The following is a 22,095-nucleotide window of genomic DNA, read 5'->3' on the forward strand; positions in this document are numbered from 1 at the left end:
ACGTGCGATGCTGGCAACTGCAAGCCCAAATAGGTCAGCCACCTGATCACGCTTTGAGCAGTCCCGCGTGGCCTTGCCTCTCCCCTCACCACCTTTGGTCGCCTGGGCTGCGGCAGCCGGGTGCTCGGGGGCCGGCCTCCAGAGCCGATGGTCACGGGCCATTCGCATCGTCTCGCGACGGTGCTAGTCTTGGAAGAGTGGATTACCCCGTTTTACAAGCGAGATATCGCCGTGCAATTCGAGAGAGCGGTTGTGGAGGCGGGGACCGAGGCAGTTCTTCGGTATCGGGCCATGGCCGGCAATCACCTCGACAACGAGACTCCGAAGAGCTTCCTGCGCAGCGTCATCGCGGAACGGCTATTCGAGCACCTCGGCTCGCACGCCCGTGTCGACCGGCTGTTCACAGCGATCGCCCTCGAGCTCGGCACGCCGCTCGACAAGGAGCTGATCGGATTTCTGGGCGGTCATCACGCGGACGTGGCTCTGTATGACGGCGATCGGCCGTCGACGCTCCTGCAGCTGGACATCTTCGATTCCGCGTCGCATCTTCCTCCTGGAAGTGCGGCACTCGATCGCGCGGACTTCTTCGCCCGGACCCAGAAGCTGCATGCGTCCGTCGGCATCATGATCTGTCCCTTCGTGGTGCCGCTCGAAGCGCGGATTGAGCGATTGCACGATTTGCTCGGCGGAAACATGTATGTCGGCGAGCGCCAAGCGTCGCAGGACGGCACGTGGCAATGGTGCTTCGCCTGTGCGTCGCTGGGAACGGCGCGCAGAGCGCCGTGACGGAGACAACGCTGCAAAACGTTCCGCGTCGGAGTGATTACACGCAGCTCAACTCGGATTTGAGCTTATGCGCCCTCTTGCAACTGCGGTGCAGTGCCGCCGCCTGCTCGACGCGTAGTTAAATGTCCGATAGAGCTATTGATAGAGACCAATGAGTTTCCGCAGCTCCGAGGCGACCCTCTCGACCGCTTTGGGCGCTGTATCCTGCTTGATGATAAAGCCCTCTTTAGCAACTCCGCTGATCCTGAACTCGCATTCGCCGGGATCACGACCGACGATTTCCACCCGCACGATAGCGGGGTTCATGTTGAAGATGCCAGCGCCGACAACCGCTCTGAGGACGCGCCCCGAATGCTCGATGTCGTCATCAGGCACCAGTTTCCCGAGTTTCGAAAGCGCCGCCGTTCCCAACTCAAGCGCTCGTTGGGCAGGAATTCGTTGAACGATCGTTTCCGTGCAGCGTTCGATCGGAAGATACTTCATCACCAAGCGTCCGCCCGCCATCAATTTCGACGCGATCCGAGCCGGCACAATCCCGCCGTACTCGCCGACCTTGTTGAGCCAACGATCGAAGATCTCATCATCGCTGATCGACATGGACATAGCTCCCAGGAACGGTCTGGTTGTGCAAATCGAAAAACTCGCGCTAACCGAGATTATCGATGCCGCGGGCGCTGCGGTCAATCGGGCTGCCGATCCTCGTTGCCACCAGGCGGCCCCCCGCCCCCAAGTGCCGCCGTCAGCTCCGCCGCAATATCCCGCACCATTCCCCCGACCATCGGCACCCGCTCCTCCGTCAGCCGGCTCGCTAGGCCCGAGACCGAGATCGCGGCCAGGGGCTCGCGGCAGGAATCGTGAACGACGGCGGCGATGCAGCGCAGGCCGAGCCTCGCCTCCTCGTCGTCGACGGCGTAGCCCTGGCGGCGGATGGTCTCCAGCTCGCGGAACAGGTCGCTGGCGCGGATGATCGACTTCTCGGTCAAGCGCGGCATGCCCTGGCGGTGGATGATGCCGTTGACGTCGTCGTCCGAATAGGTCGCGAGCACGGCCTTGCCCATGCCGGAGGCGACCATCGACAGGCGGCCGCCGACCTTGGTCAGCGAGCGCATGATCTCGCGGCTTTCGAGCCGCAGCAGCACCATCAGCGATTCATCGTCGACGACGGCGAGATTGGCGGTTTCGCGCGACTGATCGCGCAGGCGCCGCAGATAGGGAATGGCGAGCGCGACGAAATTGCGCCGGCGGGTGAAGATCGCGCCGACGGCGAAGCTCTGCGCGCCGACGTGCCATTTCGATTCCATCCTGTCGAACTGGACGAAGCGGCGCTTCTCGAGCGTCGTCAGCAGGCGATGCACGGTGGAGGTGGACAGGCCGGCGCGGATGGCGAGATCGCTGAGGCGATAGCCTTCGTCGTCCTCGGCGAGAATTTCCAGGATCTGCAGCGCGCGGCCGACGGATTGCACGCCGCCGTCGCGGGGCTCGGCCGCGGCATCTGCGCGTGGCTCGATCGTCTTGCGACGGATCACGTGGCGCCTCTCTGCGCGGCCCTCATGAGGCGGCGTCGTTGCAGGACGGACGGATCTTGCTTCGTCACGCTATCAAATAAAGTGCCGCCCCGGCGAGAGCCGGAGCGGCATTCGCGTCACGATGACTTAGAGCAGGCCCGCGCCGCGCGCCCACTTGTACTTCGCGCCTAACACCTCGACCGGCAGCTCGGTCGAATAGGCATAGGCCGGGATGCCGTTCTGGTAGAGATATTCGGCGGCTTCCTCGACTTCGACGTCGCCGGCGAGCGAGGCGACCATCGGCTTCACAAAACCCTTGGCCTCCATCTCCTTCTTCACCTCGACCATGTTGCGCGCGAACACCATCGGCGGGGTCACGATCGTGTGCCAGTAGCCGAGGATCAGGGCGTGGATGCGCTCGTCCGACAGGCCGAGCTTGACCGTGTTCACATAGGTGATCGGCGGCTCGCCACCGGTGATGTCGACCGGGTTGCCGGCGGCACCGAACGGCGGAATGAACTTGCGGAAGGCGGCATCGAGATCCGGCGGCATGCTCATCAGCGACAGGCCGTTGTCGACGACGGCGTCGGACAGCAGCACGCCCGAACCGCCGGCGCCGGTGATGATGAGGACGTTTTCACCCTTCGGCGTCGGCAGCACCGGCACGCCGCGGGCGAACTCCAGCAGCTGACGCAGCGAGCGGGCGCGGATGACGCCCGACTGCTTCAGCACGTCCTCGTAGATCTTGTCGTTGCCGGCGAGCGCGCCGGTGTGCGACGAGGCCGCCTTGGCGCCGGCCGAGGTTCGGCCGGCCTTGAGCACGATGACCGGCTTCTTCTTGGAGACGCGCTTGGCGGCCTCCGCGAAGGCGCGGCCGTCCTTGAGGTCCTCGCAGTGCTGCGCGATCAAATTGGTGTTGGGGTCCTGCTCGAAGAAGGCGAGCAGATCGTCCTCGTCGATATCGGACTTGTTGCCGAGACCGACGATCGCCGACACGCCCATCTTGGCCGAGCGCGAGAAGCCGATGATCGCCATGCCGATGCCGCCCGACTGCGACGACAGCGCCGCGTGGCCCTTGACGTCATAGGCGGTGCAGAAGGTCGCGCAGAGATTGGCCGGCGTGTAGTAGAAGCCGTAGATGTTCGGCCCCATCAGGCGGACATTGTACTTCTTGCCGATCTCGACGATCTCGGCCTGCAGCTCCGGCTCGTTGGCTTCGGCAAAGCCCGACGGAATCAGCACCGCGCCAGGAATCTGCTTCTCGCCGCATTCGGTCAGCGCGCCGGCAACGAACTTGGCGGGGATCGCGAACACCGCGGTGTCGATCACGCCCGGGACGTCCTTGACGCTCTTATAGGCCTTGTAGCCGAGGATCTCGGAAGCCTTCGGGTGGATCGGGTAGATCTGGCCCTTGTAGCCGCCGTTGATCAGGTTCTTCATCACGGAGTTGCCGATCTTGCCGTCCTCGGCGGAGGCGCCGATCACGGCGACCGCCTGGGGCTTCATGATGCGGTTCATCGCGGTGACGATTTCTTCGTTCGAGCGCGGCGCCGGACGGGGCTTGTAGTCGAAATCGACGACGATGCGGACGTCAGCGGCGATCGCGCCATTCTTGGTGGCGAACACCGGGTTGAGGTCGAGCTCGACGATCTCGGGGAAATCGCTGACCAGCTTCGAGACCTTGACGATGACGTCGGCCAGCGCCTCGCGGCTGACGGCATCGCCGCCGCGCACGCCCTTCAACATTTCGTGCGCCTGGATGCCGTCGAGCATCGACAGGGCGTCGTCCTTCGTCGCCGGGGCGAGACGGAAGGTCACATCCTTCAGCACCTCGACCAGCACGCCGCCGAGGCCGAAGGCGACCAGCTTGCCGAACGAGCCGTCGGTGATGGAGCCGACGATCACCTCGGTACCGCCGGTCAGCATCTGCTGCACCTGGATGCCTTCGATCTTGGCGTCCGCCTTGTACTTCTTCGCATTCGCGAGAATGGTCTCATAAGCCTTCTGCGCGTCGTCCGCGGTCTTGACGCCGACGATGACGCCGCCCGCTTCCGTCTTGTGCAGAATGTCCGGCGAGACGATCTTCATGACCACCGGAAAACCCATGTCGCCGGCGAGCTTCGCTGCATCACCGGCCGACTTCGCCAATCCCTCCTTCGGCACCGGAATCCCGTAGGCGTCGCAGACGATCTTGCCTTCGGGCGCAGTCAGGGCGGTGCGTTTGTCCGCCTTCACACGATCGAGCACGTCTCGGATCGTGGCCTTGGCGTTGGGGATGGCGTCAGACATTGGGGCTTCCTCCTGGGGGATTGCTCGTGGTTTATGGCATTTGGTATGCCAGAAGCAAACTTTGTCAAGCGCATCGAAGATGTGGAAACGCGGAAAAATCGCTCACCTTGACAGTCTGGCATCTGGCATGCCAAAAATATTGGACGCAAAATGCTGTACACAGTGATCTCCCAAGGAGAGGAGATCGGTCGTGTCGACAGAGAAAACGAACAAGGCATTGCCCATCATGGCCGAGGCTGACATCGCGATCGCTCGCATCGCCCCGGAGACGAGCTTCAAGAATAAGGCCTATGAGGCCTTGAAAGAAGCCATTCTGAAGATGGACATCTACGCCTCGCCCGAGCCTGTCATGCTCGACGAGCGCGCTCTTTCCGAACGCCTCGGTGTCAGCCGCACGCCGATCCGCGAAGCCATCGCGATGCTCGAGCAGGACGGCTTCGTGAAGACCGTGCCGCGCCGTGGCATCGTCGTGGTGCGGCGGACCAAGAGCGAGATCGTCGACATGATCCGCGCCTGGGCGGCGCTGGAGAGCATGGCCGCGCGCCTCATCACCACGATCGCGCGCAAGAAGGACATCACGGCGCTGCGCGACTACTTCAAGGATTTCGGCAAGGACCGCCCGCCGCAGGAGCACATCGAGGAATATTCCAAGGCGAACATCGCGTTTCATCAGGCGCTGATCTCGCTGTCGGAGTCGCCGGTGCTGGTCGACATGACCAACGACATTCTGCTCCATGTGCGCGGCTATCGCCAGCTCACGATCGGCCGCACCGACCGTATCGCGGCGTCCCTGCCCGAGCACCTCGCGATCATCGAGGCGCTGGAGGAACGCAACACTGAGCTCGCCGAAAAGCGCGCCCGTGATCATACGCTGGGCCTCGCGACCTATGTCGAGACGCACGGCCAGGAACTATTCAGCTAGCTATTCAGCTAACTTCAAACAGAAGACGCGGAATGCGCCTTCATAGACGACCAGGGAGAGGCGCATGCCGCAGACAGCCATGAAGACCGAGGTGGAAACCCACGAGGAGCTGACGGACGGCTTTCATCTCGTCATCGACGCGATGAAGCTGAACGGGATCGACACGATCTACAACGTTCCGGGGATTCCGATCACCGATCTCGGCCGCATGGCGCAGGCTGAAGGCATCCGCGTGCTCTCCTTCCGTCACGAGCAGAACGCCGGCTACGCCGCCGCGATCGCCGGCTTCCTCACCAAGAAGCCGGGCGTCTGCCTCACCGTGTCGGCGCCGGGCTTCCTCAACGGCCTCACCGCGCTGGCGCATGCCACCACCAACTGCTTCCCGATGATCCTGGTCTCCGGCTCCTCGGAGCGCGAGATCGTCGACCTGCAGCAGGGCGACTACGAGGAGATGGACCAGCTCGCGATCGCCAAGCCGCTGTGCAAGGCGGCGTTCCGCGTGCTGCACGCCCAGGACATCGGTATCGGCTTCGCGCGCGCCATCCGCGCCGCCGTTTCGGGGCGTCCCGGCGGCGTCTACCTCGATCTACCGGCCAAGCTGTTCGGCCAGGTCATGAACGCGCAGGCAGGCCACGCCTCGCTGGTGAAGGTGATCGATCCGGCGCCGGCGCAGATCCCCTCCCCCGACTCCGTCAAGCGCGCGCTCGACGTGCTCAAGAGCGCCAAGCGCCCGCTGATCATCCTCGGCAAGGGCGCTGCCTATGCGCAGGCTGATGAAGCGATCAAGACCTTCGTCGAGAAGAGCGGCGTGCCGTTCCTGCCGATGAGCATGGCCAAGGGCCTGCTGCCCGATCTGCATCCGCAGTGCGCGGGCGCGGCGCGCTCGACGGTGCTGAAGGAGTCCGACGTCGTCATGCTGATCGGCGCCCGCCTCAACTGGCTGCTGTCGCACGGCAAGGGCAAGAGCTGGGGCGATTCCCCGAAGAAGTTCATCCAGGTCGACATCGAGCCGAAGGAGATGGATTCCAACGTCGAGATCGCGGCCCCCGTGGTCGGCGACATCGGCTCGGTCGTCACGGCGTTCTCCGATGCGATGGGCAGCAGCTGGACCAAGGCGCCGGTCGAGTGGCTGAGCGCGGTGCAGAAGAAGCGCGAGGACAACGTCGCCAAGATGGCGCCGCGGCTGATGAACAACAACTCGCCGATGGACTATCACGGCGCGCTCGGCGTGCTCCGCACCATCATCAAGGAGCGCCCCGACGCGATCCTCGTCAACGAGGGCGCCAACACGCTCGACCTCGCCCGCGGCGTGATCGACATGTACCAGCCGCGCAAGCGGCTCGACGTCGGCACCTGGGGCGTGATGGGCATCGGCATGGGCTCGGCGATCGCCGCCGCCGTCGAGACCGGCAAGCCGGTGCTGGCGATCGAGGGCGACTCGGCCTTCGGCTTCTCCGGCATGGAAGTCGAGACCATCTGCCGCTACAATCTGCCGATCTGCGTCGTCATCTTCAACAATGACGGCATCTATCGCGGCACCGACCAGAACGCGGCGGGCTCTGATCCGGCGACCACCGTGTTCGTCAAGGGCGCGCGCTACGACAAGATGATGGAGGCCTTCGGCGGCGTCGGCGTCAACGCGACTTCGCCGGATGAGCTGAAGCGCGCCGTCAACGAGGCGATGGATTCCGGCAAGCCGACCCTGATCAACGCTGTGATCGATCCCGCCGCGGGCTCGGAGAGCGGCCGCATCGGCAACCTCAATCCGCAGAGCGTGCTGACGAAGAAGAAGTAAGGCCACCCACATCACCTGCCCGCGTGATGCGGGATGACCATTCGTTACGGAGAGGAACAACATGACCAAGGCGCTCGAGGGCGTTCGCATTCTCGACTTCACCCACGTCCAGTCCGGACCGACCTGCACGCAGCTGCTGGCCTGGTTCGGCGCCGACGTGATCAAGGTCGAGCGTCCGGGCGTGGGTGACATCACCCGCGGCCAGCTGCAGGACATTCCGAACGTGGACAGCCTCTATTTCACGATGCTGAACCACAACAAGCGGTCGATCACGCTCGATACCAAGAACCCGAAGGGCAAGGAGGTTCTCACCGAGCTGATCAAGAAGTGCGACGTGCTGGTCGAGAATTTCGGCCCCGGCGTGCTCGATCGCATGGGCTTCCCCTGGGAGAAGATTCAGGCGATCAACCCGAAGATGATCGTCGCCTCGATCAAGGGTTTTGGCCCCGGCCCCTACGAGGACTGCAAGGTCTACGAGAACGTCGCGCAGTGCACCGGCGGCGCCGCCTCGACCACCGGCTTCCGTGACGGCCTGCCGCTGGTCACCGGCGCGCAGATCGGCGATTCCGGCACCGGCCTGCATCTCGCGCTCGGCATCGTCACCGCCCTCTATCAGCGCACCCACACCGGCCGTGGCCAGCGCGTCACGGCTGCGATGCAGGACGGCGTGCTCAACCTCTGCCGCGTCAAGCTGCGCGACCAGCAGCGCCTCGATCACGGCCCGCTGAAGGAATACAGCCAGTTCGGCGAGGGCGTGCCGTTCGGCGATGCCGTGCCGCGCGCCGGCAACGATTCCGGCGGTGGCCAGCCGGGCCGCATCCTGAAGTGCAAGGGCTGGGAGACCGACCCGAACGCCTACATCTACTTCATCACCCAGGCCCCGGTCTGGGAGAAGATCTGCGATGTCATCGGCGAGCCGACCTGGAAGACCGATCCGAACTACGCCAAGCCCGCCGCCCGCCTGCCGCGCCTGAACGAGATCTTCGGCCGCATCGAGCAGTGGACCATGACCAAGACCAAGTTCGAGGCCATGGACATCCTGAACGAGTTCGACATCCCCTGCGGTCCCATTCTCTCGATGAAGGAGATCGCCGAGGACGAGTCGCTGCGCAAGACCGGCACCCTGGTCGAGGTCGACCACCCGACCCGCGGCAAGTATCTCTCGGTCGGCAACCCGATCAAGCTGTCGGACAGCCCGGCCGACGTCACCCGCTCTCCCCTGCTCGGCGAGCACACCGACGAGATCCTCCGCCAGGTCCTCGGCTTCAGCGACCACCAGGTCGCGGAGATCCACGACTCCGGCGCGCTGGATCCGCCGCGGAAGGAAGCCGCGGAGTAAGCCGGCGCGCGAGACAGAGGCTCGGCGAGATCGCCCCTGAGCCTGCTCACCTCTAGGAAGCCGCCGGGTCGCCCGGCGGCTTTTTGATTCTACCGATCAGACAGCCGCTTGTCCTGAAACGGGTTCAGAAGGGAATGAAATCCTTTCCGAATCTGGCGACGAAGTCCTGCACATCGCGGCGCGCTGCATGCCGATCGAGCCCGGGAAAGCCGGCCCAACGGAATGCGAGACGCAGATAGTCGAGAAACGGCAACCCATGCCGCTCGTCAGAGAACAGAGGGTCGGCACCGAAGAATGGCACCCGGATGCAATACGGGCTGCCTCCGCTGATGTTGGCCTTGTGAAGATAGTCGGGGGCCAGATCGATTCGCAGGTGATGCTCAGCATTCGGACATATGCTTGCCTTTTGATAGATCCATTCGTCGAACAGATACGTGATGACAGAGGGCGCATCGACGCAGAGAGCGTCGTGTTCCTCAGACGGCAAACTGAATCCAAGATCAGGCGGATGATCCTTGGAGTTGTAGTCCCACACCCAGTTGATGCCACCCACGACACGCCAGAATGCCAGGAGCGTCGGCGGAATAGGTGCTCCGGAGATCTCGACAATGCGAGCGAAGATTGCCTCGTCACCCGTTGCCGGAGGTGTTCGAAGACCCTGATATTCGGATGAGAGGGCCTGCCAGCCAACGGCCTCCAAACGGGAGGCTATGAGGTCGGCGTTCTGCGCGACCCGTCGCATGGTCGCATCGGCGACCTCCATCACTTCGTCGCGGAACTCACCTTCGATGAGTGGATAGGCCCGGATTTCCCGCCAGACCTGGTCGAACTCTCCCGCCAGATAACGCTTCAACAGTGTCCCATCGCGCCGCATCTACCGGTGGCTCCCTGGATTCGCGTCGAGATCGATCATTCGCCAATGAGATGACCACGTGGACTTCATTGGCAACCAATTTCGCGAGTTGCCAAGGATCTCAGTCAGGGCGCACCCTTTTATCTCTTGCGCGGCAATAGGCTGGCTCCTCGTCGTCGAGACGTCTTGCCGCGAGCGCCGGTAATCGCTTGAGAGCCCGGAAACACGGTGACGGTGCACAAAACGGCCGGGCGATCACCAATTGACCGTAGCATAGCCCTGTTGGATATTGCGTCATCATGGACGAAAACGAACTGCTCGCGCGCTACGGTCTCACGCCGGCCGCGGACGATCTGTCCGAAATCCGCCGTCTCATCGAAGCTGCGACTGCCGACACCAATCGCGACAGCAATGAGCCGTTGAAGCTCATGTGCATCCAGCTGTTTTCGGCCGGAATCGCAAGTGACGCCTTGCTCATCTACGAGGCCAAGATGTCGTCTTTCGACGCCGGATGCTATATCGACATTCAACTTGTCTGCGGAGCTGGGCTCGAGGCCACGGAAGATTTTCTCCGTTCGAGCAGCGCTCCTGAAGCGCAGGAGCTTCTGGCCAGACTGGACGATTACAAGCGCACCGGTGATTTTGACGGCTTTGCGCCCCAGCAGCATCTTGCTTTTTATCGACGCTACTACGGGCTGGCCTCCTGAGACCTCTCCGGGCGATGGAAAGCTGTCGTCTGCTCAGCGCGTTTACAAACCGAACGGGATCACGCCAAATGGCTGGAGCTTTCGAGGTGAATGCGGACGGAGCGCAAATCGTGATCACAAGGACAGCGCGACACCTGATCTTACGCTTCGTCGTAGCCGCGATGACCCCGACCGTCGGTCACGCCTTCGCTCAGGGCGCATTTCCAGCGCCGCTGCCCGGGCAGACCGCCGCCCCTCCGCAGGTCGACAGCGCGCCGGCGGTTGCTGACGGCGCTTCGGATGCCTGCAGCGGATTTTTTCCGTTGCGCGTCGAGGCAGAGCGGCGCGGCCGGTTGATCCAGGCCGCCGCCGAGCGCCGCGCAACGCCGCAAGACGCCTGTGAACTCATTCGCAATTTCTCTGAGGCCGAACTCAAAATGATCGAATATGTCGAAGCTCATTCGACCGATTGCAGAATTCCGCCTGACGTCGCGGGCATGCTCAAGGCTGGCCACGAGAAAACCGAGACCTTGCAGACCAGAGTCTGCGCGATCGCGCAGTCGGGCAACCCAGGTGAGGGCGACGTGCTGGGGCCGCCCAAAAGAGATCCGGCTGGACCAGTTGGCGATTTCCCGATGTTTCGATAGGCAACCGCAGTGGCCCATCAAGCCTGGCGTGGCGCGAGGAAATACGGTGACAGTGCACAAATTCATTGAAGCGCAAGACGATCAGTACCGTGCGTCGCGTGATCACTGCCGTCCGGAGTGACGAGTTAAATGCACTGTCACCGTAATTCCAGCACCCGCGACGTCGGGCGCGGTTGCCGCTGCGCATCGAGGTCGAGAACGGACTGGGAGCTGCCGCGAACTGCTCTCTGCTGATCTTCTCATCTTCGAGATGACGGGAGCGCCTTCCGACTCTGCGGCGGTCAGACGATCTACCTGCCGAAGATCCCGCCCACCACCCGATGCATCGCACCGCCGATTGCTCCGATGGGACCTCCGGCATTGCGCGAATGCCGCGTCCGGCCCCCTGACTGACGGCGGGCTTGGCGGTCGGATCTGGCGGCCTCCGCGGCGGCGGTTATCAGGGCCTTGTGCTGGGCGGCGTTGAGGAAGCCGGTCGTCGGGTAGCCGCGCTCTTCCTGCCAGCGTGAAATCGCGGCGCGAGTCTGCTCATCGAAAGTCCCGTCGGCCTTGGTGTCGAAGCCGAGCCGCGTGAGCCCGCGTTGCACGGCACGACGCTTCGCCTTGGTGAGGCCGATCTGGTTCTCGCTCTGCTGATTGGCATCCTCGCCCACGCTCGCCGTCTCGGCGGGCGCGGTAGCTCCACGAGGTGATGTGCTCAGGCCAGCGTGGGCGATGGGCGCGTTGGCGACGATCGTCAGGATGAACAATGCCAGGATCAACGCGCGCATGGTCCGTCCTTCGCCCTCAAGTCTGCCGATGATGCGTGCGACCACGAGAGATACAGCGCGATCGACTGAACGAGCAACATCTGGCGACGCCATTCCGCTTCATTGCCGACCAACTGCGGCCCCTGCGGCACAGTTCCATCGCTTGACGTGGATCGTTACATCGCATCGCACGCCTCGATCGGCATGGCATGCCGCATGGGAACGCCTCGTCATCGTTCCGGATGAAAATTACCGTGATCCGGCATCCCTAGAGGCGCCGATCGAGGGCCGGTGCGTTCAACATCGCGCTGGACCGCATGGGAAGGAGCGCAAGCGATGCCAATCGACAGCGACGACGAGGCCATCAGCAAAGTCCCTGCCGTGACGCTCGGCTTCTGGGTGATCAAGATCCTCGCCACCACGCTCGGGGAAACGGGAGGTGACGCGGTCACCATGAGCTGGCTGCATGCGGATCAGGACGCTCACAACGGCGGCTATCTGATCGGAACGGCGATCTTTCTGATCATCTTCGTAGCCGCGGTGATCGCTCAAATCTCGACGACGAAGTTCAACGCCTGGATCTACTGGCTCGCGATCGTGGCGTCCACCACCGTGGGAACCGCGATGGCCGACCTCTTCGATCGCTCGTTGGGCATCGGCTATCTCGGGGGCTCATCCATCCTTCTGATCTGCGTGCTCTGCTCCCTCGGCACATGGTACATCGCTTGTGGATCGATCGATGTCGGCACCGTCACCTCTTTCAAAGCCGAGCTGTTCTACTGGATCACGATCACCTTCTCCCAGACCCTCGGCACCGCCCTTGGCGATTGGACCGCTGACGGCACAGGCCTCGGTTATGATGGCGGCGCCCTGTTGTTTGGCGCCGGACTGGTTCTGCTCGCCGCTCTCTACGTCTGGACCGCCGCATCCCGGGTCCTGCTGTTCTGGGCCGCCTTCATCCTGACGCGCCCTCTTGGAGCGACTGTCGGCGACTTTCTCGACAAGCCGGCGAGCCATGGTGGGCTCTCCCTCAGCCGGCCCCTCGCCTCCGCCATCATCCTCGCCGCGATCGTCCTGCTGATCGCCTTGTTGCCGCAGCGACCCGGTCGCCACGCCGGCTGGTCCTCCCAACCTGCGGCCAGGTCGTGATACCGCCGGGGTCCGGCTTGCCAGCCCCGATAGGAACGTAGTGGCGCGAAAAAAAGTAACAAAATACCTTTATCGAGGCTTCACATTCGCATTGGGCGGATCTTTCCGTATAAAAATGCCGATATCGATTAGATATTCCTATTGTAACATTCCTGCTGCATCGCAAAACTATCATACCGCTATGCAATATGATCCATTGTATCTGGCATCTGGTATACGTAAATTCTCCTCAGTCAGAACGTTCTACCGCCTCACTGAAGGAGACAATCCATGGCCAAGACTGTCGCTCTCCCCCTCGTCCAGCCCGTGTCTCTGTTCGGCCGCTTCCTGGCCGTGCTCGATCGCGTGCTGATGACCAGCGCCCGCGCCGCCAACCGCAACGGCGACCTCCCCTATTTCGGTCTGTGATCGCGCATCCGCGCAATCGCCGCATTCCGACAGGGCGTGCGGACGTTGACCACGTGACGATCGCATCTCGCGACTAAAGTATCCTCCCGACTGATGGCTCCGGATTTACCGGGGCCATTTTTTTATGCTTTGGTGTCTCCACACCACCTCGACTACTCAACTTTTACGGGTGGAGTCGCATGCGACATAGTGGCGCGATGCGCGAGGAGCGGCTTGAGCGCTGGCATCAAGCATACAAGGATGTGCCGAGCGCCAGAAATAATACGAGAAGCGCGATTGGGAGGATAAATGACGGACCTGGCTCACGCGGGGGCCCCCGCATCGGCAAGAGTAAGCGACGCCTATCGCTGGACACAGCTCGTCGTCGGCGTCGCGGCGATGGTCATGATCGCCAACTACCAGTATGGCTGGACCTTCTTCGTCCCCGACATCTCCAAGACCTTCGGCTGGGACCGCGCCTCGATCCAGTGGGCCTTCTTCTTGTTCGTCTTGTTCGAGACCTGGCTGGTGCCGGTCGAGGGCTGGTTCGTCGACAAATACGGCCCGCGCATCGTCGTCCTGGTAGGCGGCGTGCTCTGCGCGATCGGCTGGATGATCAACGCCTACGCCACCTCGCTCAACGGCTACTATGTCGGCATGATCATCGCGGGCATCGGCGCCGGCGGCGTCTATGGCACCTGCGTCGGCAATGCGCTGAAGTGGTTCCCCGACAAGCGCGGCCTCGCGGCGGGTATCACCGCCGCAGGCTTCGGGGCCGGCTCGGCGGCCACCGTCGTTCCGATCCAGGCCATGATCCGCGACTCCGGCTTCCAGACCACTTTCCTGTATTTCGGCCTGGGACAGGGCATCATCATCGTCATCCTCGCCTTCTTCCTGTTCGCTCCCAAAGATGGCCAGGTGCCCGCGGTCACGCAGAATTCCAACCTCGTGCAGAGCCGCCGCAACTACAACCCGACCGAAGTGATCCGGCAGCCGATCTTCTGGCTGATGTACTTCATGTTCGTGATCGTCGGCGCCGGCGGCCTGATGGTGACCGCCAATCTCAAGCCGATCGCCGGCGACTGGAAAGTCGACAACATCCCGGTGACGCTGATCGGCATGACGATGACGGCGGTGACCTTCGCGGCGACCATCGACCGCATCCTCAACGGCCTGACGCGTCCGTTCTTCGGCTGGATCTCGGACATGATCGGCCGCGAGAACACGATGTTCATCGCCTTCGGCATGGAAGGCATCGGGATCTGGGCGCTGTACATGCTCGGCCATGATCCGGTGTGGTTCGTGATCCTCTCCGGCTTCGTGTTCTTCGCCTGGGGTGAGATCTATTCGCTGTTCCCCTCGACCTGCACCGACACCTTCGGCACCAAGTTCGCGACCACCAATGCCGGCCTGCTCTACACCGCCAAGGGCACGGCCGCGCTGCTGGTGCCGATCGCCAACTACATGCAGCAGTCGTCGGGCAATTGGGACCAGGTGTTCATGATCGCGGCCGGCGCCAACATCCTGGCCTCGATCCTGGCGATCGCGGTGCTCAAGCCTTGGCGTAAAGTCGTGGTGGAGAAGTCGACGCTCTGACGACCGCCCTTCGCATCGCAGCGAAAAATAAAAATAAGCCGATTTGACACAAGCAACGCTCGGCATTTTGCCGAGCGTTTTCTTTTGCTTGCTGGCTCAAACGCGCCGTGCTGCACAGCACCATGCCGCACCTGCTGTCGCACGCCATATTGCGGGCTGGAATATATTATACCAAGATGACCAGATGCGCAGATGAGGAGCCGGCTGCTTGCACCGGCATCCTCCAAGAGAGCGCGGTTTGGGAGGATTTATGGTTTCCAGCACAGAGGCGTCACCGCCCACCCCGCCGCAGTCGAGCGGCTTCCGGTGGATCCAGCTCGCGATGGGCATCGTCTGCATGGCGATGATCGCCAACCTTCAGTATGGCTGGACGCTGTTCGTCGATCCGATCGACGCGAAATTCCACTGGGGCCGCACGGCCATCCAATTGGCGTTCACGATCTTCGTCGTCACCGAGACCTGGCTGGTGCCGGTCGAGGCCTGGTTCGTCGACAAATACGGCCCGCGCGTCGTGATCATGTTCGGCGGCGTGATGATCGCGTTGGCCTGGGTGCTCAACTCCTATGCCGACTCGCTCACCCTGCTCTACGCGGGCGCCGTGATCGGCGGCATCGGGGCCGGCGCGGTCTACGGCACTTGCGTCGGCAATGCGCTGAAATGGTTTCCCGACCGCCGCGGCCTCGCCGCCGGCGCTACCGCCGCCGGCTTCGGCGCGGGCGCCGCGCTGACCGTCGTGCCGATCGCCAGCATGATCGCCTCGAGCGGTTATCAGTCCGCCTTCTTCACCTTCGGCATCGGCCAAGGTGTCGTCGTCTTCATCCTCGCACTCTTCCTGCGGCCGCCGACCAAGGCGGCCCCGGCCCGCAAGAAGCAGCTCAACCTGCCGCAGAGCAAGATCGATTACACGCCGCCGCAGGTGCTGCGCACGCCGATCTTCTGGATCATGTATCTCGTGTTCGTGATGGTCGCCTCCGGTGGCTTGATGACGGCGGCTCAGATCGCCCCGATCGCGCACGACTTCAAGATCGCCAACGAGCCGGTGACGCTCGCCGGCTTCCAGATGGCGGCGCTGACCTTCGCGATCTCGCTCGACCGCATCTTCGACGGCTTCGGCCGTCCATTGTTCGGCTGGATCTCGGACACGATCGGCCGCGAGCACACCATGTTCATCGCCTTCGGCACCGCGGCGCTGATGCTGCTGACCTTGTCGAACTACGGGCAGAACCCGATCGTGTTCGTGCTCGCCACAGCCGTCTATTTCGGCGTCTTCGGCGAGATCTACAGCCTGTTCCCGGCGACATCGGGCGATACGTTCGGCAGCAAGTACGCCGCGACCAACAACGGCATGCTCTACACTGCGAAGGGCACCGCCTCGCTGCTGGTGCCGCTCGCGAGCCTCGTCTCTGCAAAATATGGCTGGCAGGCCGTGTTCGTGATCGGCGTCGCGCTGAATGCCACGGCGGCGCTGATGGCGCTGTTCGTGATCAAGCCACTGCGCCGCGCCTTCATCCTCGGCAAGGAGGCGGCGGTCACCCAGTCCGCCGCTCAGGACGTCCGCACCACGGCTTAGTCGACAGCTTCTTCCCACGACTCGAGGAGGCGCATCCCGGTGCGCCTCCTTTTTTTGACGCCAGGAATGCCAGATGCCACCCGTGATCCCGACATCGGGCAACCTAACTGACCTTATTTTCCCGCCACTCACCCAGAAAATATCAAGATCACAATTGACTTCTGGCATAACGTATACCAGACTTCCTCTCGTTCAACACAAACGGGAGGGTGCCATGAAAGTCGGAGACATCCTGCGCAACAAGACGGCGCGCGTGATCACGGTGCGAATGAACGAGACCGTCGGCGTCGCGGCGCAGCTGATGCGCGCCAGCAATGTCAGCGCCCTCGTCGTCAAGGACGTCGTCCGCACCGAGGGCAACACCGCCGCCGGCATGTTCACCGAGCGCGACGTGGTGCGCGCGATCGCCGAGCACGGCGCCGCCGGCGTCACCATGAGGGTGTCGCAGCTGATCTCGCCGCAGCGGCTGATCTCCTGCAGCACCGAGGACTCGCTCGAGCACGTGCGTCATCTCATGAACGTGCACCACATCCGCCACCTGCCCGTGATCGTCGACTTCGCGCTCGCCGGCGTCATCAGCATGCGCGACGTTTCCTCGGCCTTCGACGAGGCGGAAGCATCCGCCGCAGCCTGATTGCGGGCCTGCACGGCGGGCGAGGTTCCTCGCCAACAGAGGCTTGTCGGAGCATCGTGCCGCCTGCTAGGCGGCACGATGGAGGGCGACGGCACCGGGCCGTCGCCTTGTTTGACCCGACAGGATCCCGCGATGAAAGCCTATGTCTATGGCGCCCAGGGCGCCGCGATTACCGACGTCGCCAAGCCGACCCCGAAGGGTACGCAGGTTCTGATCCGCGTGCGCGCCTGCGGCCTCAATCGCGCCGACCTCGGCATGACCAAGGGCCATGCGCATGGTGCCGCCGGCGGCGTCGGTACGGTGCTCGGCATGGAATGGGCCGGCGAAGTCGCCGAGCTCGGTCCCGACGCCAAGGGCGTGAAGGTCGGCGATCGCGTGATGGGCTCGGGCGCCGCGGCCTTCGCCGAATACACCCTCGCCGATCATGGTCGGCTGTTCCACGCGCCGTCCAACATGAATTTCGACGAGGCGGCGACGCTGCCGATCGCGCTGTCGACGATGCACAATGCTGTCGTCACCAACGGCGCACTGCAGCCTGGGCAAAGCGTGCTGGTGCAAGGCGCGAGCTCGGGCGTCGGCCTGATGGCGATGCAGATCGCCAAGCTCAAGGGCGCCCGGCTCGTGATCGGCTCCTCGACCGACGCGACGCGCCGCGGACGACTCAAGGAATTCGGTGCCGACCTCGCGATCGATTCCAGCGATCCCGCCTGGGTCGATCAGGTCCTGCAGGCGACAAACGGCCAGGGCGTCGACCTGATCATCGACCAGGTCTCGGGCGCGGTCGCCAACCACAATCTCGCCGCGACCAAGGTGCTCGGCCGCATCGTCAATGTCGGCAGGCTCGGCGGCACCCATGCCGATTTCAACTTCGACCTCCACGCCGCGCGCCGCATCAGCCATGTCGGCGTCACCTTCCGCACCCGCTCGATCGAGGAGATCCGCGCGATCTTCGACGAGGTGAAGACGGACATTTGGGGCGCTGTCGAGCAGCGGACGCTGCGCTTGCCGATCGACCGCGTGTTTGCCTTCGACGACATCGGCGCAGCCTTCGCGCACATGGAAGCAAACAAGCATCTCGGCAAGATCGTGGTGACCTTGTGAACGCAATCTCCTGACATTTAGAAGCAATCGAAACGGCGCGCGATCCTGCAGCAGGTCATGCAGGCTGTTATGCATCTGGGCCGCGCGATCCCGGCTTTCACGGCGCGGCGTCGGCTGCTACATCCGCGGCTATGAGCGACGCCGCCTCCCCCATCGAGTCCGGGAAAGCCCGTGTCGCCGCGATCTCGATCGCGGCGAGCGCCAGCATGGCGGCGGCGAAGTTCATCGTCGGTGTTCTGATCGGCAGCCTCGCTTTGGTCTCGGAAGCGCTGCACAGCGCAGTCGACGTCGTCGCCACCATCATCACCTGGATGGTGGTTCGGGTATCGGACAGGCCCGCGGACGACGAGCATCACTACGGCCATGGCAAGCTGGAGAGCCTGTCCGCGCTCGGCGTCATCGCGCTGCTCTACGTGCTCGCCGGCGGCGTGCTGGTGGAGTCGGTGAGCCGGCTGCGCGAAGCGGCGCCGCCGCCATCGCTGTCGGTCATTCCGTTCGTGGTGCTGCTGATCGACATCGCCGTCAACTTCTGGCGCGCCCGCGCGCTGCATCGCGCCGCGCACGAGACCCACAGCCAGGCGCTCGCCGCCGACGCGCTGCATTTCGCGTCCGACGTGCTCGGCTCGATCGCGGTCATCGCCGGCCTCGTGCTGACCGCGCTTGGCTTCTGGTGGGGGGACTCCGCCGCCGCCATCGCGGTGGCCGCGATGATCTCGGTGCTCGGCCTCCGGCTCGCGCGCTCGACCGTCGAGACCCTGCTCGACCGCGCGCCTGATGGCGCCGCCGAGAAAGCCGACGCCGCGATCCGTTCGGTCGCCGGCGTCGTCGACGTCGAGCGGCTGCGCGTGCGCCTCGTCGGCGCCACGCATTTCGTCGACGCCACCGTGCAGGTGCCCCGCACCTATCCGATCGACCGCGTCGACGAGATCAAGCGCCAGGCCCAGGCCGCCGTCGGCAAGAGCCTGTCGGAGGCCGACGTCACCTTCACCACGGTGCCGGTCGCGCTCAGCAATGAGAGCGTGCGCGAGCGCATCATGGTGATCGCGCGGAATTCCGGCCTCGCGATCCACCACGTCACCGTCCACGATATCGGCGGCCGGTTGATCGTGGCTATCGACCTCGAGGTCGATGGCGACATGAGCCTCGTGGCGGCGCATGCGATCGCCCACGATCTGGAGCGCTCGATCCGCGAGGAGTTCGGCGCCGATGTCGAGGTCGACACCCATATAGAGCCGCTCGAGCCCGAGCTGCCGTTCGGCATCGACGCGCCGGACGAGCGCGTCCGGCACATCGCCGACGCGCTGCAGCGCCTCGCCGCCGAGACGGACATGTACGACGTCCACAATGTCCGCGTCCGCAACACCGAGGCCGGCGAGATCGTCAACTTCCATTGCCGCGCCGCGCCGTCGATGAGCGTGCTGAAGGTGCACGACAATGTCGACCACATCGAGCGCGGGTTACGTCGCGCCTTCCCGACCGTGAAGCGCGTCATCAGTCACGCCGAGCCCCCGCACGGCTGAAGCCCAGACGTCACGCTGCGTTCTCGCTTCGGACTCATCTCGCCGGCTTTTCGCCATGGCAAATCCGCATTGGATAAGATTTATTAGCTTTTGCCAAATCGTTGACTCTCGACAGCCCGAGAAATCTGGATTCAAATCAACTTGATTCGGAAGCGGCTGGGGCTCTTTCGAAATTCGGGTATCCAAGGAAAGTTTCGGGGGTCTACAGCATGGCGCGTGCGCATGCCGCGAACGCGTGCGTCCAATCTTCTGATTCCATCAAGGGGTTGGCGCAATCGATCGCGAAACCGGCCTATCAGAGGCTGCTGACTGCTGAGCCGGTATTGCGTCGTGCTGTCCCCACTTTGATCATTGCCTTTCTCGTCACCATCTGCCTCGGCGCCTTTGTCCAGGTGCTGGATCACAGCCGGCAGAAGCGCGGCGCGACCAAGCGCGACCTCGCGGCGATCTCGGACCTGCTGGCCGATCGGATCGGCCACATCGCCATGCGTCCGGACCGCATCGCCAACATCGAGCATCTGCAGGCTTTGCTGCCGGATCTCATTCCGGCCTGGGGCTCCGCACCCGGCCGCCACGTCATCGTCACCGGCGCCGATCACCGCATCCTCGCCCGCGTGCCGGTCGACACCGGTCTCGGCGAGAACGACCGCATCCTCGACCTGATCTCGACCGCGCAGCTCTTGGCCACGCCCGGCCTGCAGGGCGCGGTCACCGAGATCACGCTGCCGAATGGCCGGCCCGCCTTCGCCGTGTCGCAGCTGATCAAGGCGCTGCCCGGCCGCGTCGTCGTGATCCAGGAGAAGCTCGAGCCGATCTGGGGTTCGGATGCCGCGCTGTCGATCACACTGTCGGCGACGACCGGCTTCGTCGTCCTGATCCTCGGCTTCGCCTTCCACTGGCAGTCGACCCGCGCCCGCGAGGGCGACCTGATCAACGACGCCGTGCGCGGCCGCATCGACACCGCGCTCAACCGCGGCCGCTGCGGCCTGTGGGACTGGGACCTGTCGCGCGGCCGGATCTTCTGGTCGAACTCGATGTTCGCGATGCTCGGCCTCGACAACCGCACCGACCTGCTCACCTTCGGGGAGGTCAACGCGCTGGTGAACTCCGACGACATCGACCTGTTCGCGATCGCCGACCAGCTCGTCGCCGGCGAGCTCCGCCACATCGACCAGAGCTTCCGCATGCGCCACACCGAGGGCCACTGGATCTGGCTGCGGGTGCGCTGCGAGCTCTCCCAGGGCACCACGGACTCCGGCCTGCACCTGATCGGCATCGCCGTCGACGTCACCGAGCAGAAGAGCCTGGTCGAGAAGACCGTCGAGGCCGACTTGCGGCTGCGCGACGCCATCGAGACGATCTCGGAAGCATTCGTTCTCTGGGACTCCAACAACCGCCTCGTGCTGTGCAACTCGCACTTCCAGAAGCTGCACAAGCTGCCGGACTCCGCCGTCACCCCCGGCACGTCCTATGAGACCGTGATCGAGGTCGGCAAGATGCCGGAGATCCGCACAAGGCTGCACGACAACAGCCAGCAGGCGCAGGGCGGCCGCACCTTCGAGGCGCAGCTCGACGATGGCAGCTGGCTGCACATCTCCGAGCGCCGCACCAAGGACGGCGGCTACGTCTCGGTCGGCACCGACATCACCCGCATCAAGGAGCACGAGCAGAAGCTCGTCGACAACGACCTCCGTCTGCGCGCCACCGTCATCGACCTGCAGCGCTCGCAGAGCGCGCTGGAGCGTCAGGCGATCGAGCTCGCCGATCTCGCAGAGAAATACTCGCAGGAAAAGACACGGGCCGAGGAAGCCAACCAGACCAAGTCGAAATTCCTCGCCAATATGAGCCACGAGCTGCGCACGCCGCTCAACGCCATCATCGGCTTCTCCGAGATCATGGGTTCGGGCATGTTCGGCTCGCTCGGCTCGGAGAAGTATCAGGAATACTGCCACGACATCCTGACCTCGGGTCAGTATCTGCTCGAGGTGATCAACGACATCCTCGACATGTCGAAGATCGAGGCCGGCCGCATGAAGCTCGACATGGAGCCGCTCGATCTCGCCAAGACGCTCGCGGAATCGCTGCGCGTCGTCTCCGGCCGCGCCCAGGACAAGAGCCTGGTGCTCGATGCCGATATCGAGGGCAACATCCCGGTCATCGCCGACCGCCGCGCCACCAAGCAGATCATGGTGAACCTGCTGTCGAATGCGGTGAAGTTCACCCCCGAAGGCGGCCGCGTCACGATGCGCAGCCGGGTGTTCGAGGACAAGGTGGTGCTGATCATCGCCGACACCGGCATCGGCATCCCCGCGCAGTCGCTGGCCCGGCTCGGCCGTCCGTTCGAGCAGGTCGAGAGCCAGATGACCAAGACCTATCACGGCTCCGGCCTTGGCCTCGCCATCGCCCGCTCGCTGGCACAGCTGCACGGCGGCTCGATGCGCCTGCGCTCACGCCTCGAACACGGCACCGTCGTCCGCGTCACCCTCCCCCGCGACGCCTACAAGGCCACAGCGAGCATCTCGGTCGCGGCGTGAGCGGCGTGCGCTGCTGAGCGACCACGAAGAGCG

General features: G+C 63.9%; 20 protein-coding genes. 14 read left to right on the forward strand and 6 right to left on the reverse strand.

Annotated elements, in window-relative coordinates; translation table 11 throughout:
- The first annotated feature begins 147 nt into the window (after positions 1-147).
- Positions 148-786, forward strand: coding sequence for a hypothetical protein (locus BRADO_RS23000; RefSeq protein ID WP_157872607.1), 639 nt, complete (start codon positions 148-150; stop codon positions 784-786).
- Between the two features lie 135 nt (positions 787-921).
- Here BRADO_RS23000 and BRADO_RS23005 read toward each other — a convergent pair whose 3' ends face one another.
- The 3 genes from BRADO_RS23005 to BRADO_RS23015 all read right to left on the reverse strand — a co-directional run bounded on the left by BRADO_RS23005 (position 922) and on the right by BRADO_RS23015 (position 4,580).
- The gene (locus tag BRADO_RS23005) at positions 922-1,383 is read right to left on the reverse strand and encodes a hypothetical protein (protein ID WP_011927751.1); all 462 of its coding nucleotides are present in this window, start codon (positions 1,381-1,383) and stop codon (positions 922-924) included.
- A gap of 83 nt (positions 1,384-1,466) precedes the next feature.
- Positions 1,467-2,312: an IclR family transcriptional regulator gene (locus BRADO_RS23010; RefSeq protein ID WP_011927752.1), complete on the reverse strand. Its 846-nt coding sequence runs from the start codon at positions 2,310-2,312 to the stop codon at positions 1,467-1,469.
- Positions 2,313-2,438: 126 nt separating this feature from the next.
- Positions 2,439-4,580, reverse strand: coding sequence for an acetate--CoA ligase family protein (locus BRADO_RS23015; RefSeq protein ID WP_011927753.1), 2,142 nt, complete (start codon positions 4,578-4,580; stop codon positions 2,439-2,441).
- Between the two features lie 226 nt (positions 4,581-4,806).
- On the opposite strand from BRADO_RS23015, the gene BRADO_RS23020 reads away from it, so the two are divergent.
- The 3 genes from BRADO_RS23020 to frc all read left to right on the forward strand — a co-directional run bounded on the left by BRADO_RS23020 (position 4,807) and on the right by frc (position 8,636).
- Entirely contained in the window at positions 4,807-5,502 is a 696-nt protein-coding gene (locus tag BRADO_RS23020; protein ID WP_371259368.1) for a GntR family transcriptional regulator, read from the forward strand.
- 64 nt (positions 5,503-5,566) lie between these two features.
- The gene (gene oxc / locus BRADO_RS23025; RefSeq protein WP_011927754.1) at positions 5,567-7,297 is read left to right on the forward strand and encodes an oxalyl-CoA decarboxylase; all 1,731 of its coding nucleotides are present in this window, start codon (positions 5,567-5,569) and stop codon (positions 7,295-7,297) included.
- A 61-nt stretch (positions 7,298-7,358) separates the two neighbouring features.
- Positions 7,359-8,636, forward strand: a complete 1,278-nt coding sequence (gene frc, locus BRADO_RS23030) for a formyl-CoA transferase (RefSeq protein WP_011927755.1) — start codon at positions 7,359-7,361, stop codon at positions 8,634-8,636.
- A 124-nt stretch (positions 8,637-8,760) separates the two neighbouring features.
- On the opposite strand, the gene BRADO_RS23035 is transcribed toward frc, so the two are convergent.
- Complete coding sequence (locus tag BRADO_RS23035) at positions 8,761-9,510, reverse strand: hypothetical protein (RefSeq protein ID WP_011927756.1); 750 nt, start codon at positions 9,508-9,510, stop codon at positions 8,761-8,763.
- A 278-nt stretch (positions 9,511-9,788) separates the two neighbouring features.
- Here BRADO_RS23035 and BRADO_RS23040 point away from each other — a divergent pair, with 278 nt between their 5' ends.
- Together BRADO_RS23040 and BRADO_RS23045 are read left to right on the forward strand one after the other, a co-directional pair.
- Positions 9,789-10,196, forward strand: a complete 408-nt coding sequence (locus tag BRADO_RS23040; protein ID WP_011927757.1) for a hypothetical protein — start codon at positions 9,789-9,791, stop codon at positions 10,194-10,196.
- Positions 10,197-10,264: 68 nt separating this feature from the next.
- A complete protein-coding gene (locus tag BRADO_RS23045) occupies positions 10,265-10,822 on the forward strand; it encodes a hypothetical protein (protein ID WP_244422875.1) in 558 nt (185 codons plus the stop codon).
- A gap of 290 nt (positions 10,823-11,112) precedes the next feature.
- Here BRADO_RS23045 and BRADO_RS23050 read toward each other — a convergent pair whose 3' ends face one another.
- Entirely contained in the window at positions 11,113-11,592 is a 480-nt protein-coding gene (locus BRADO_RS23050; RefSeq protein ID WP_011927759.1) for a peptidoglycan-binding domain-containing protein, read from the reverse strand.
- A gap of 315 nt (positions 11,593-11,907) precedes the next feature.
- Between BRADO_RS23050 and BRADO_RS23055 the strand changes: the two genes are divergently transcribed.
- The 6 genes from BRADO_RS23055 to BRADO_RS23075 all read left to right on the forward strand — a co-directional run bounded on the left by BRADO_RS23055 (position 11,908) and on the right by BRADO_RS23075 (position 18,008).
- Positions 11,908-12,720, forward strand: a complete 813-nt coding sequence (locus BRADO_RS23055; RefSeq protein ID WP_041756823.1) for a membrane protein — start codon at positions 11,908-11,910, stop codon at positions 12,718-12,720.
- A 270-nt stretch (positions 12,721-12,990) separates the two neighbouring features.
- On the forward strand, positions 12,991-13,128 hold the full coding sequence (locus BRADO_RS35165) for a hypothetical protein (RefSeq protein ID WP_157872609.1): 138 nt from the start codon (positions 12,991-12,993) through the stop codon (positions 13,126-13,128).
- A gap of 288 nt (positions 13,129-13,416) precedes the next feature.
- Positions 13,417-14,703 (forward strand): oxalate/formate MFS antiporter, encoded by a 1,287-nt coding sequence (gene oxlT / locus BRADO_RS23060; RefSeq protein ID WP_012028607.1) that lies wholly within the window; start codon positions 13,417-13,419, stop codon positions 14,701-14,703.
- Positions 14,704-14,953: 250 nt separating this feature from the next.
- Positions 14,954-16,273, forward strand: coding sequence for an oxalate/formate MFS antiporter (gene oxlT, locus BRADO_RS23065; protein ID WP_012028608.1), 1,320 nt, complete (start codon positions 14,954-14,956; stop codon positions 16,271-16,273).
- 214 nt (positions 16,274-16,487) lie between these two features.
- The gene (locus BRADO_RS23070) at positions 16,488-16,907 is read left to right on the forward strand and encodes a CBS domain-containing protein (RefSeq protein WP_012028609.1); all 420 of its coding nucleotides are present in this window, start codon (positions 16,488-16,490) and stop codon (positions 16,905-16,907) included.
- Positions 16,908-17,039: 132 nt separating this feature from the next.
- Positions 17,040-18,008 carry a zinc-binding dehydrogenase gene (locus BRADO_RS23075; protein WP_012028610.1) on the forward strand — a complete coding sequence of 323 codons (969 nt, stop codon included), beginning with the start codon at positions 17,040-17,042 and terminating at the stop codon, positions 18,006-18,008.
- Between the two features lie 97 nt (positions 18,009-18,105).
- On the opposite strand, the gene BRADO_RS35900 is transcribed toward BRADO_RS23075, so the two are convergent.
- Entirely contained in the window at positions 18,106-18,234 is a 129-nt protein-coding gene (locus tag BRADO_RS35900) for a hypothetical protein (protein WP_256374565.1), read from the reverse strand.
- Between BRADO_RS35900 and BRADO_RS23080 the strand changes: the two genes are divergently transcribed.
- Entirely contained in the window at positions 18,215-19,528 is a 1,314-nt protein-coding gene (locus tag BRADO_RS23080; protein WP_244422876.1) for a cation diffusion facilitator family transporter, read from the forward strand. The genes BRADO_RS35900 and BRADO_RS23080 overlap by 20 nt on opposite strands.
- Before the next feature lie 209 nt (positions 19,529-19,737).
- Positions 19,738-22,062 carry a PAS domain-containing sensor histidine kinase gene (locus BRADO_RS23085; protein ID WP_012028612.1) on the forward strand — a complete coding sequence of 775 codons (2,325 nt, stop codon included), beginning with the start codon at positions 19,738-19,740 and terminating at the stop codon, positions 22,060-22,062.
- The last annotated feature ends 33 nt before the right edge of the window (positions 22,063-22,095 follow it).

The sequence above is a fragment of the Bradyrhizobium sp. ORS 278 genome (assembly GCF_000026145.1).
GTDB lineage: Bacteria > Pseudomonadota > Alphaproteobacteria > Rhizobiales > Xanthobacteraceae > Bradyrhizobium.

What these genes read in the sequence shown, in the direction of transcription:
- BRADO_RS23000 (WP_157872607.1), top strand. Translation starts at nt 148, where the DNA reads ATGGTCACGGGCCATTCGCATCGTCTCGCGACGGTGCTAGTCTTGGAA.
- BRADO_RS23005 (WP_011927751.1), bottom strand. Translation starts at nt 1,383, where the DNA reads ATGTCGATCAGCGATGATGAGATCTTCGATCGTTGGCTCAACAAGGTC.
- BRADO_RS23015 (WP_011927753.1), bottom strand. Translation starts at nt 4,580, where the DNA reads ATGTCTGACGCCATCCCCAACGCCAAGGCCACGATCCGAGACGTGCTC.
- BRADO_RS23020 (WP_371259368.1), top strand. Translation starts at nt 4,807, where the DNA reads ATGGCCGAGGCTGACATCGCGATCGCTCGCATCGCCCCGGAGACGAGC.
- oxc (WP_011927754.1), top strand. Translation starts at nt 5,567, where the DNA reads ATGCCGCAGACAGCCATGAAGACCGAGGTGGAAACCCACGAGGAGCTG.
- frc (WP_011927755.1), top strand. Translation starts at nt 7,359, where the DNA reads ATGACCAAGGCGCTCGAGGGCGTTCGCATTCTCGACTTCACCCACGTC.
- BRADO_RS23035 (WP_011927756.1), bottom strand. Translation starts at nt 9,510, where the DNA reads ATGCGGCGCGATGGGACACTGTTGAAGCGTTATCTGGCGGGAGAGTTC.
- BRADO_RS23040 (WP_011927757.1), top strand. Translation starts at nt 9,789, where the DNA reads ATGGACGAAAACGAACTGCTCGCGCGCTACGGTCTCACGCCGGCCGCG.
- BRADO_RS23045 (WP_244422875.1), top strand. Translation starts at nt 10,265, where the DNA reads ATGGCTGGAGCTTTCGAGGTGAATGCGGACGGAGCGCAAATCGTGATC.
- BRADO_RS23050 (WP_011927759.1), bottom strand. Translation starts at nt 11,592, where the DNA reads ATGCGCGCGTTGATCCTGGCATTGTTCATCCTGACGATCGTCGCCAAC.
- BRADO_RS23055 (WP_041756823.1), top strand. Translation starts at nt 11,908, where the DNA reads ATGCCAATCGACAGCGACGACGAGGCCATCAGCAAAGTCCCTGCCGTG.
- BRADO_RS35165 (WP_157872609.1), top strand. Translation starts at nt 12,991, where the DNA reads ATGGCCAAGACTGTCGCTCTCCCCCTCGTCCAGCCCGTGTCTCTGTTC.
- oxlT (WP_012028607.1), top strand. Translation starts at nt 13,417, where the DNA reads ATGACGGACCTGGCTCACGCGGGGGCCCCCGCATCGGCAAGAGTAAGC.
- oxlT (WP_012028608.1), top strand. Translation starts at nt 14,954, where the DNA reads ATGGTTTCCAGCACAGAGGCGTCACCGCCCACCCCGCCGCAGTCGAGC.
- BRADO_RS23070 (WP_012028609.1), top strand. Translation starts at nt 16,488, where the DNA reads ATGAAAGTCGGAGACATCCTGCGCAACAAGACGGCGCGCGTGATCACG.
- BRADO_RS23075 (WP_012028610.1), top strand. Translation starts at nt 17,040, where the DNA reads ATGAAAGCCTATGTCTATGGCGCCCAGGGCGCCGCGATTACCGACGTC.
- BRADO_RS23080 (WP_244422876.1), top strand. Translation starts at nt 18,215, where the DNA reads ATGGCGGCGGCGAAGTTCATCGTCGGTGTTCTGATCGGCAGCCTCGCT.
- BRADO_RS35900 (WP_256374565.1), bottom strand. Translation starts at nt 18,234, where the DNA reads ATGAACTTCGCCGCCGCCATGCTGGCGCTCGCCGCGATCGAGATCGCG.
- BRADO_RS23085 (WP_012028612.1), top strand. Translation starts at nt 19,738, where the DNA reads ATGGCGCGTGCGCATGCCGCGAACGCGTGCGTCCAATCTTCTGATTCC.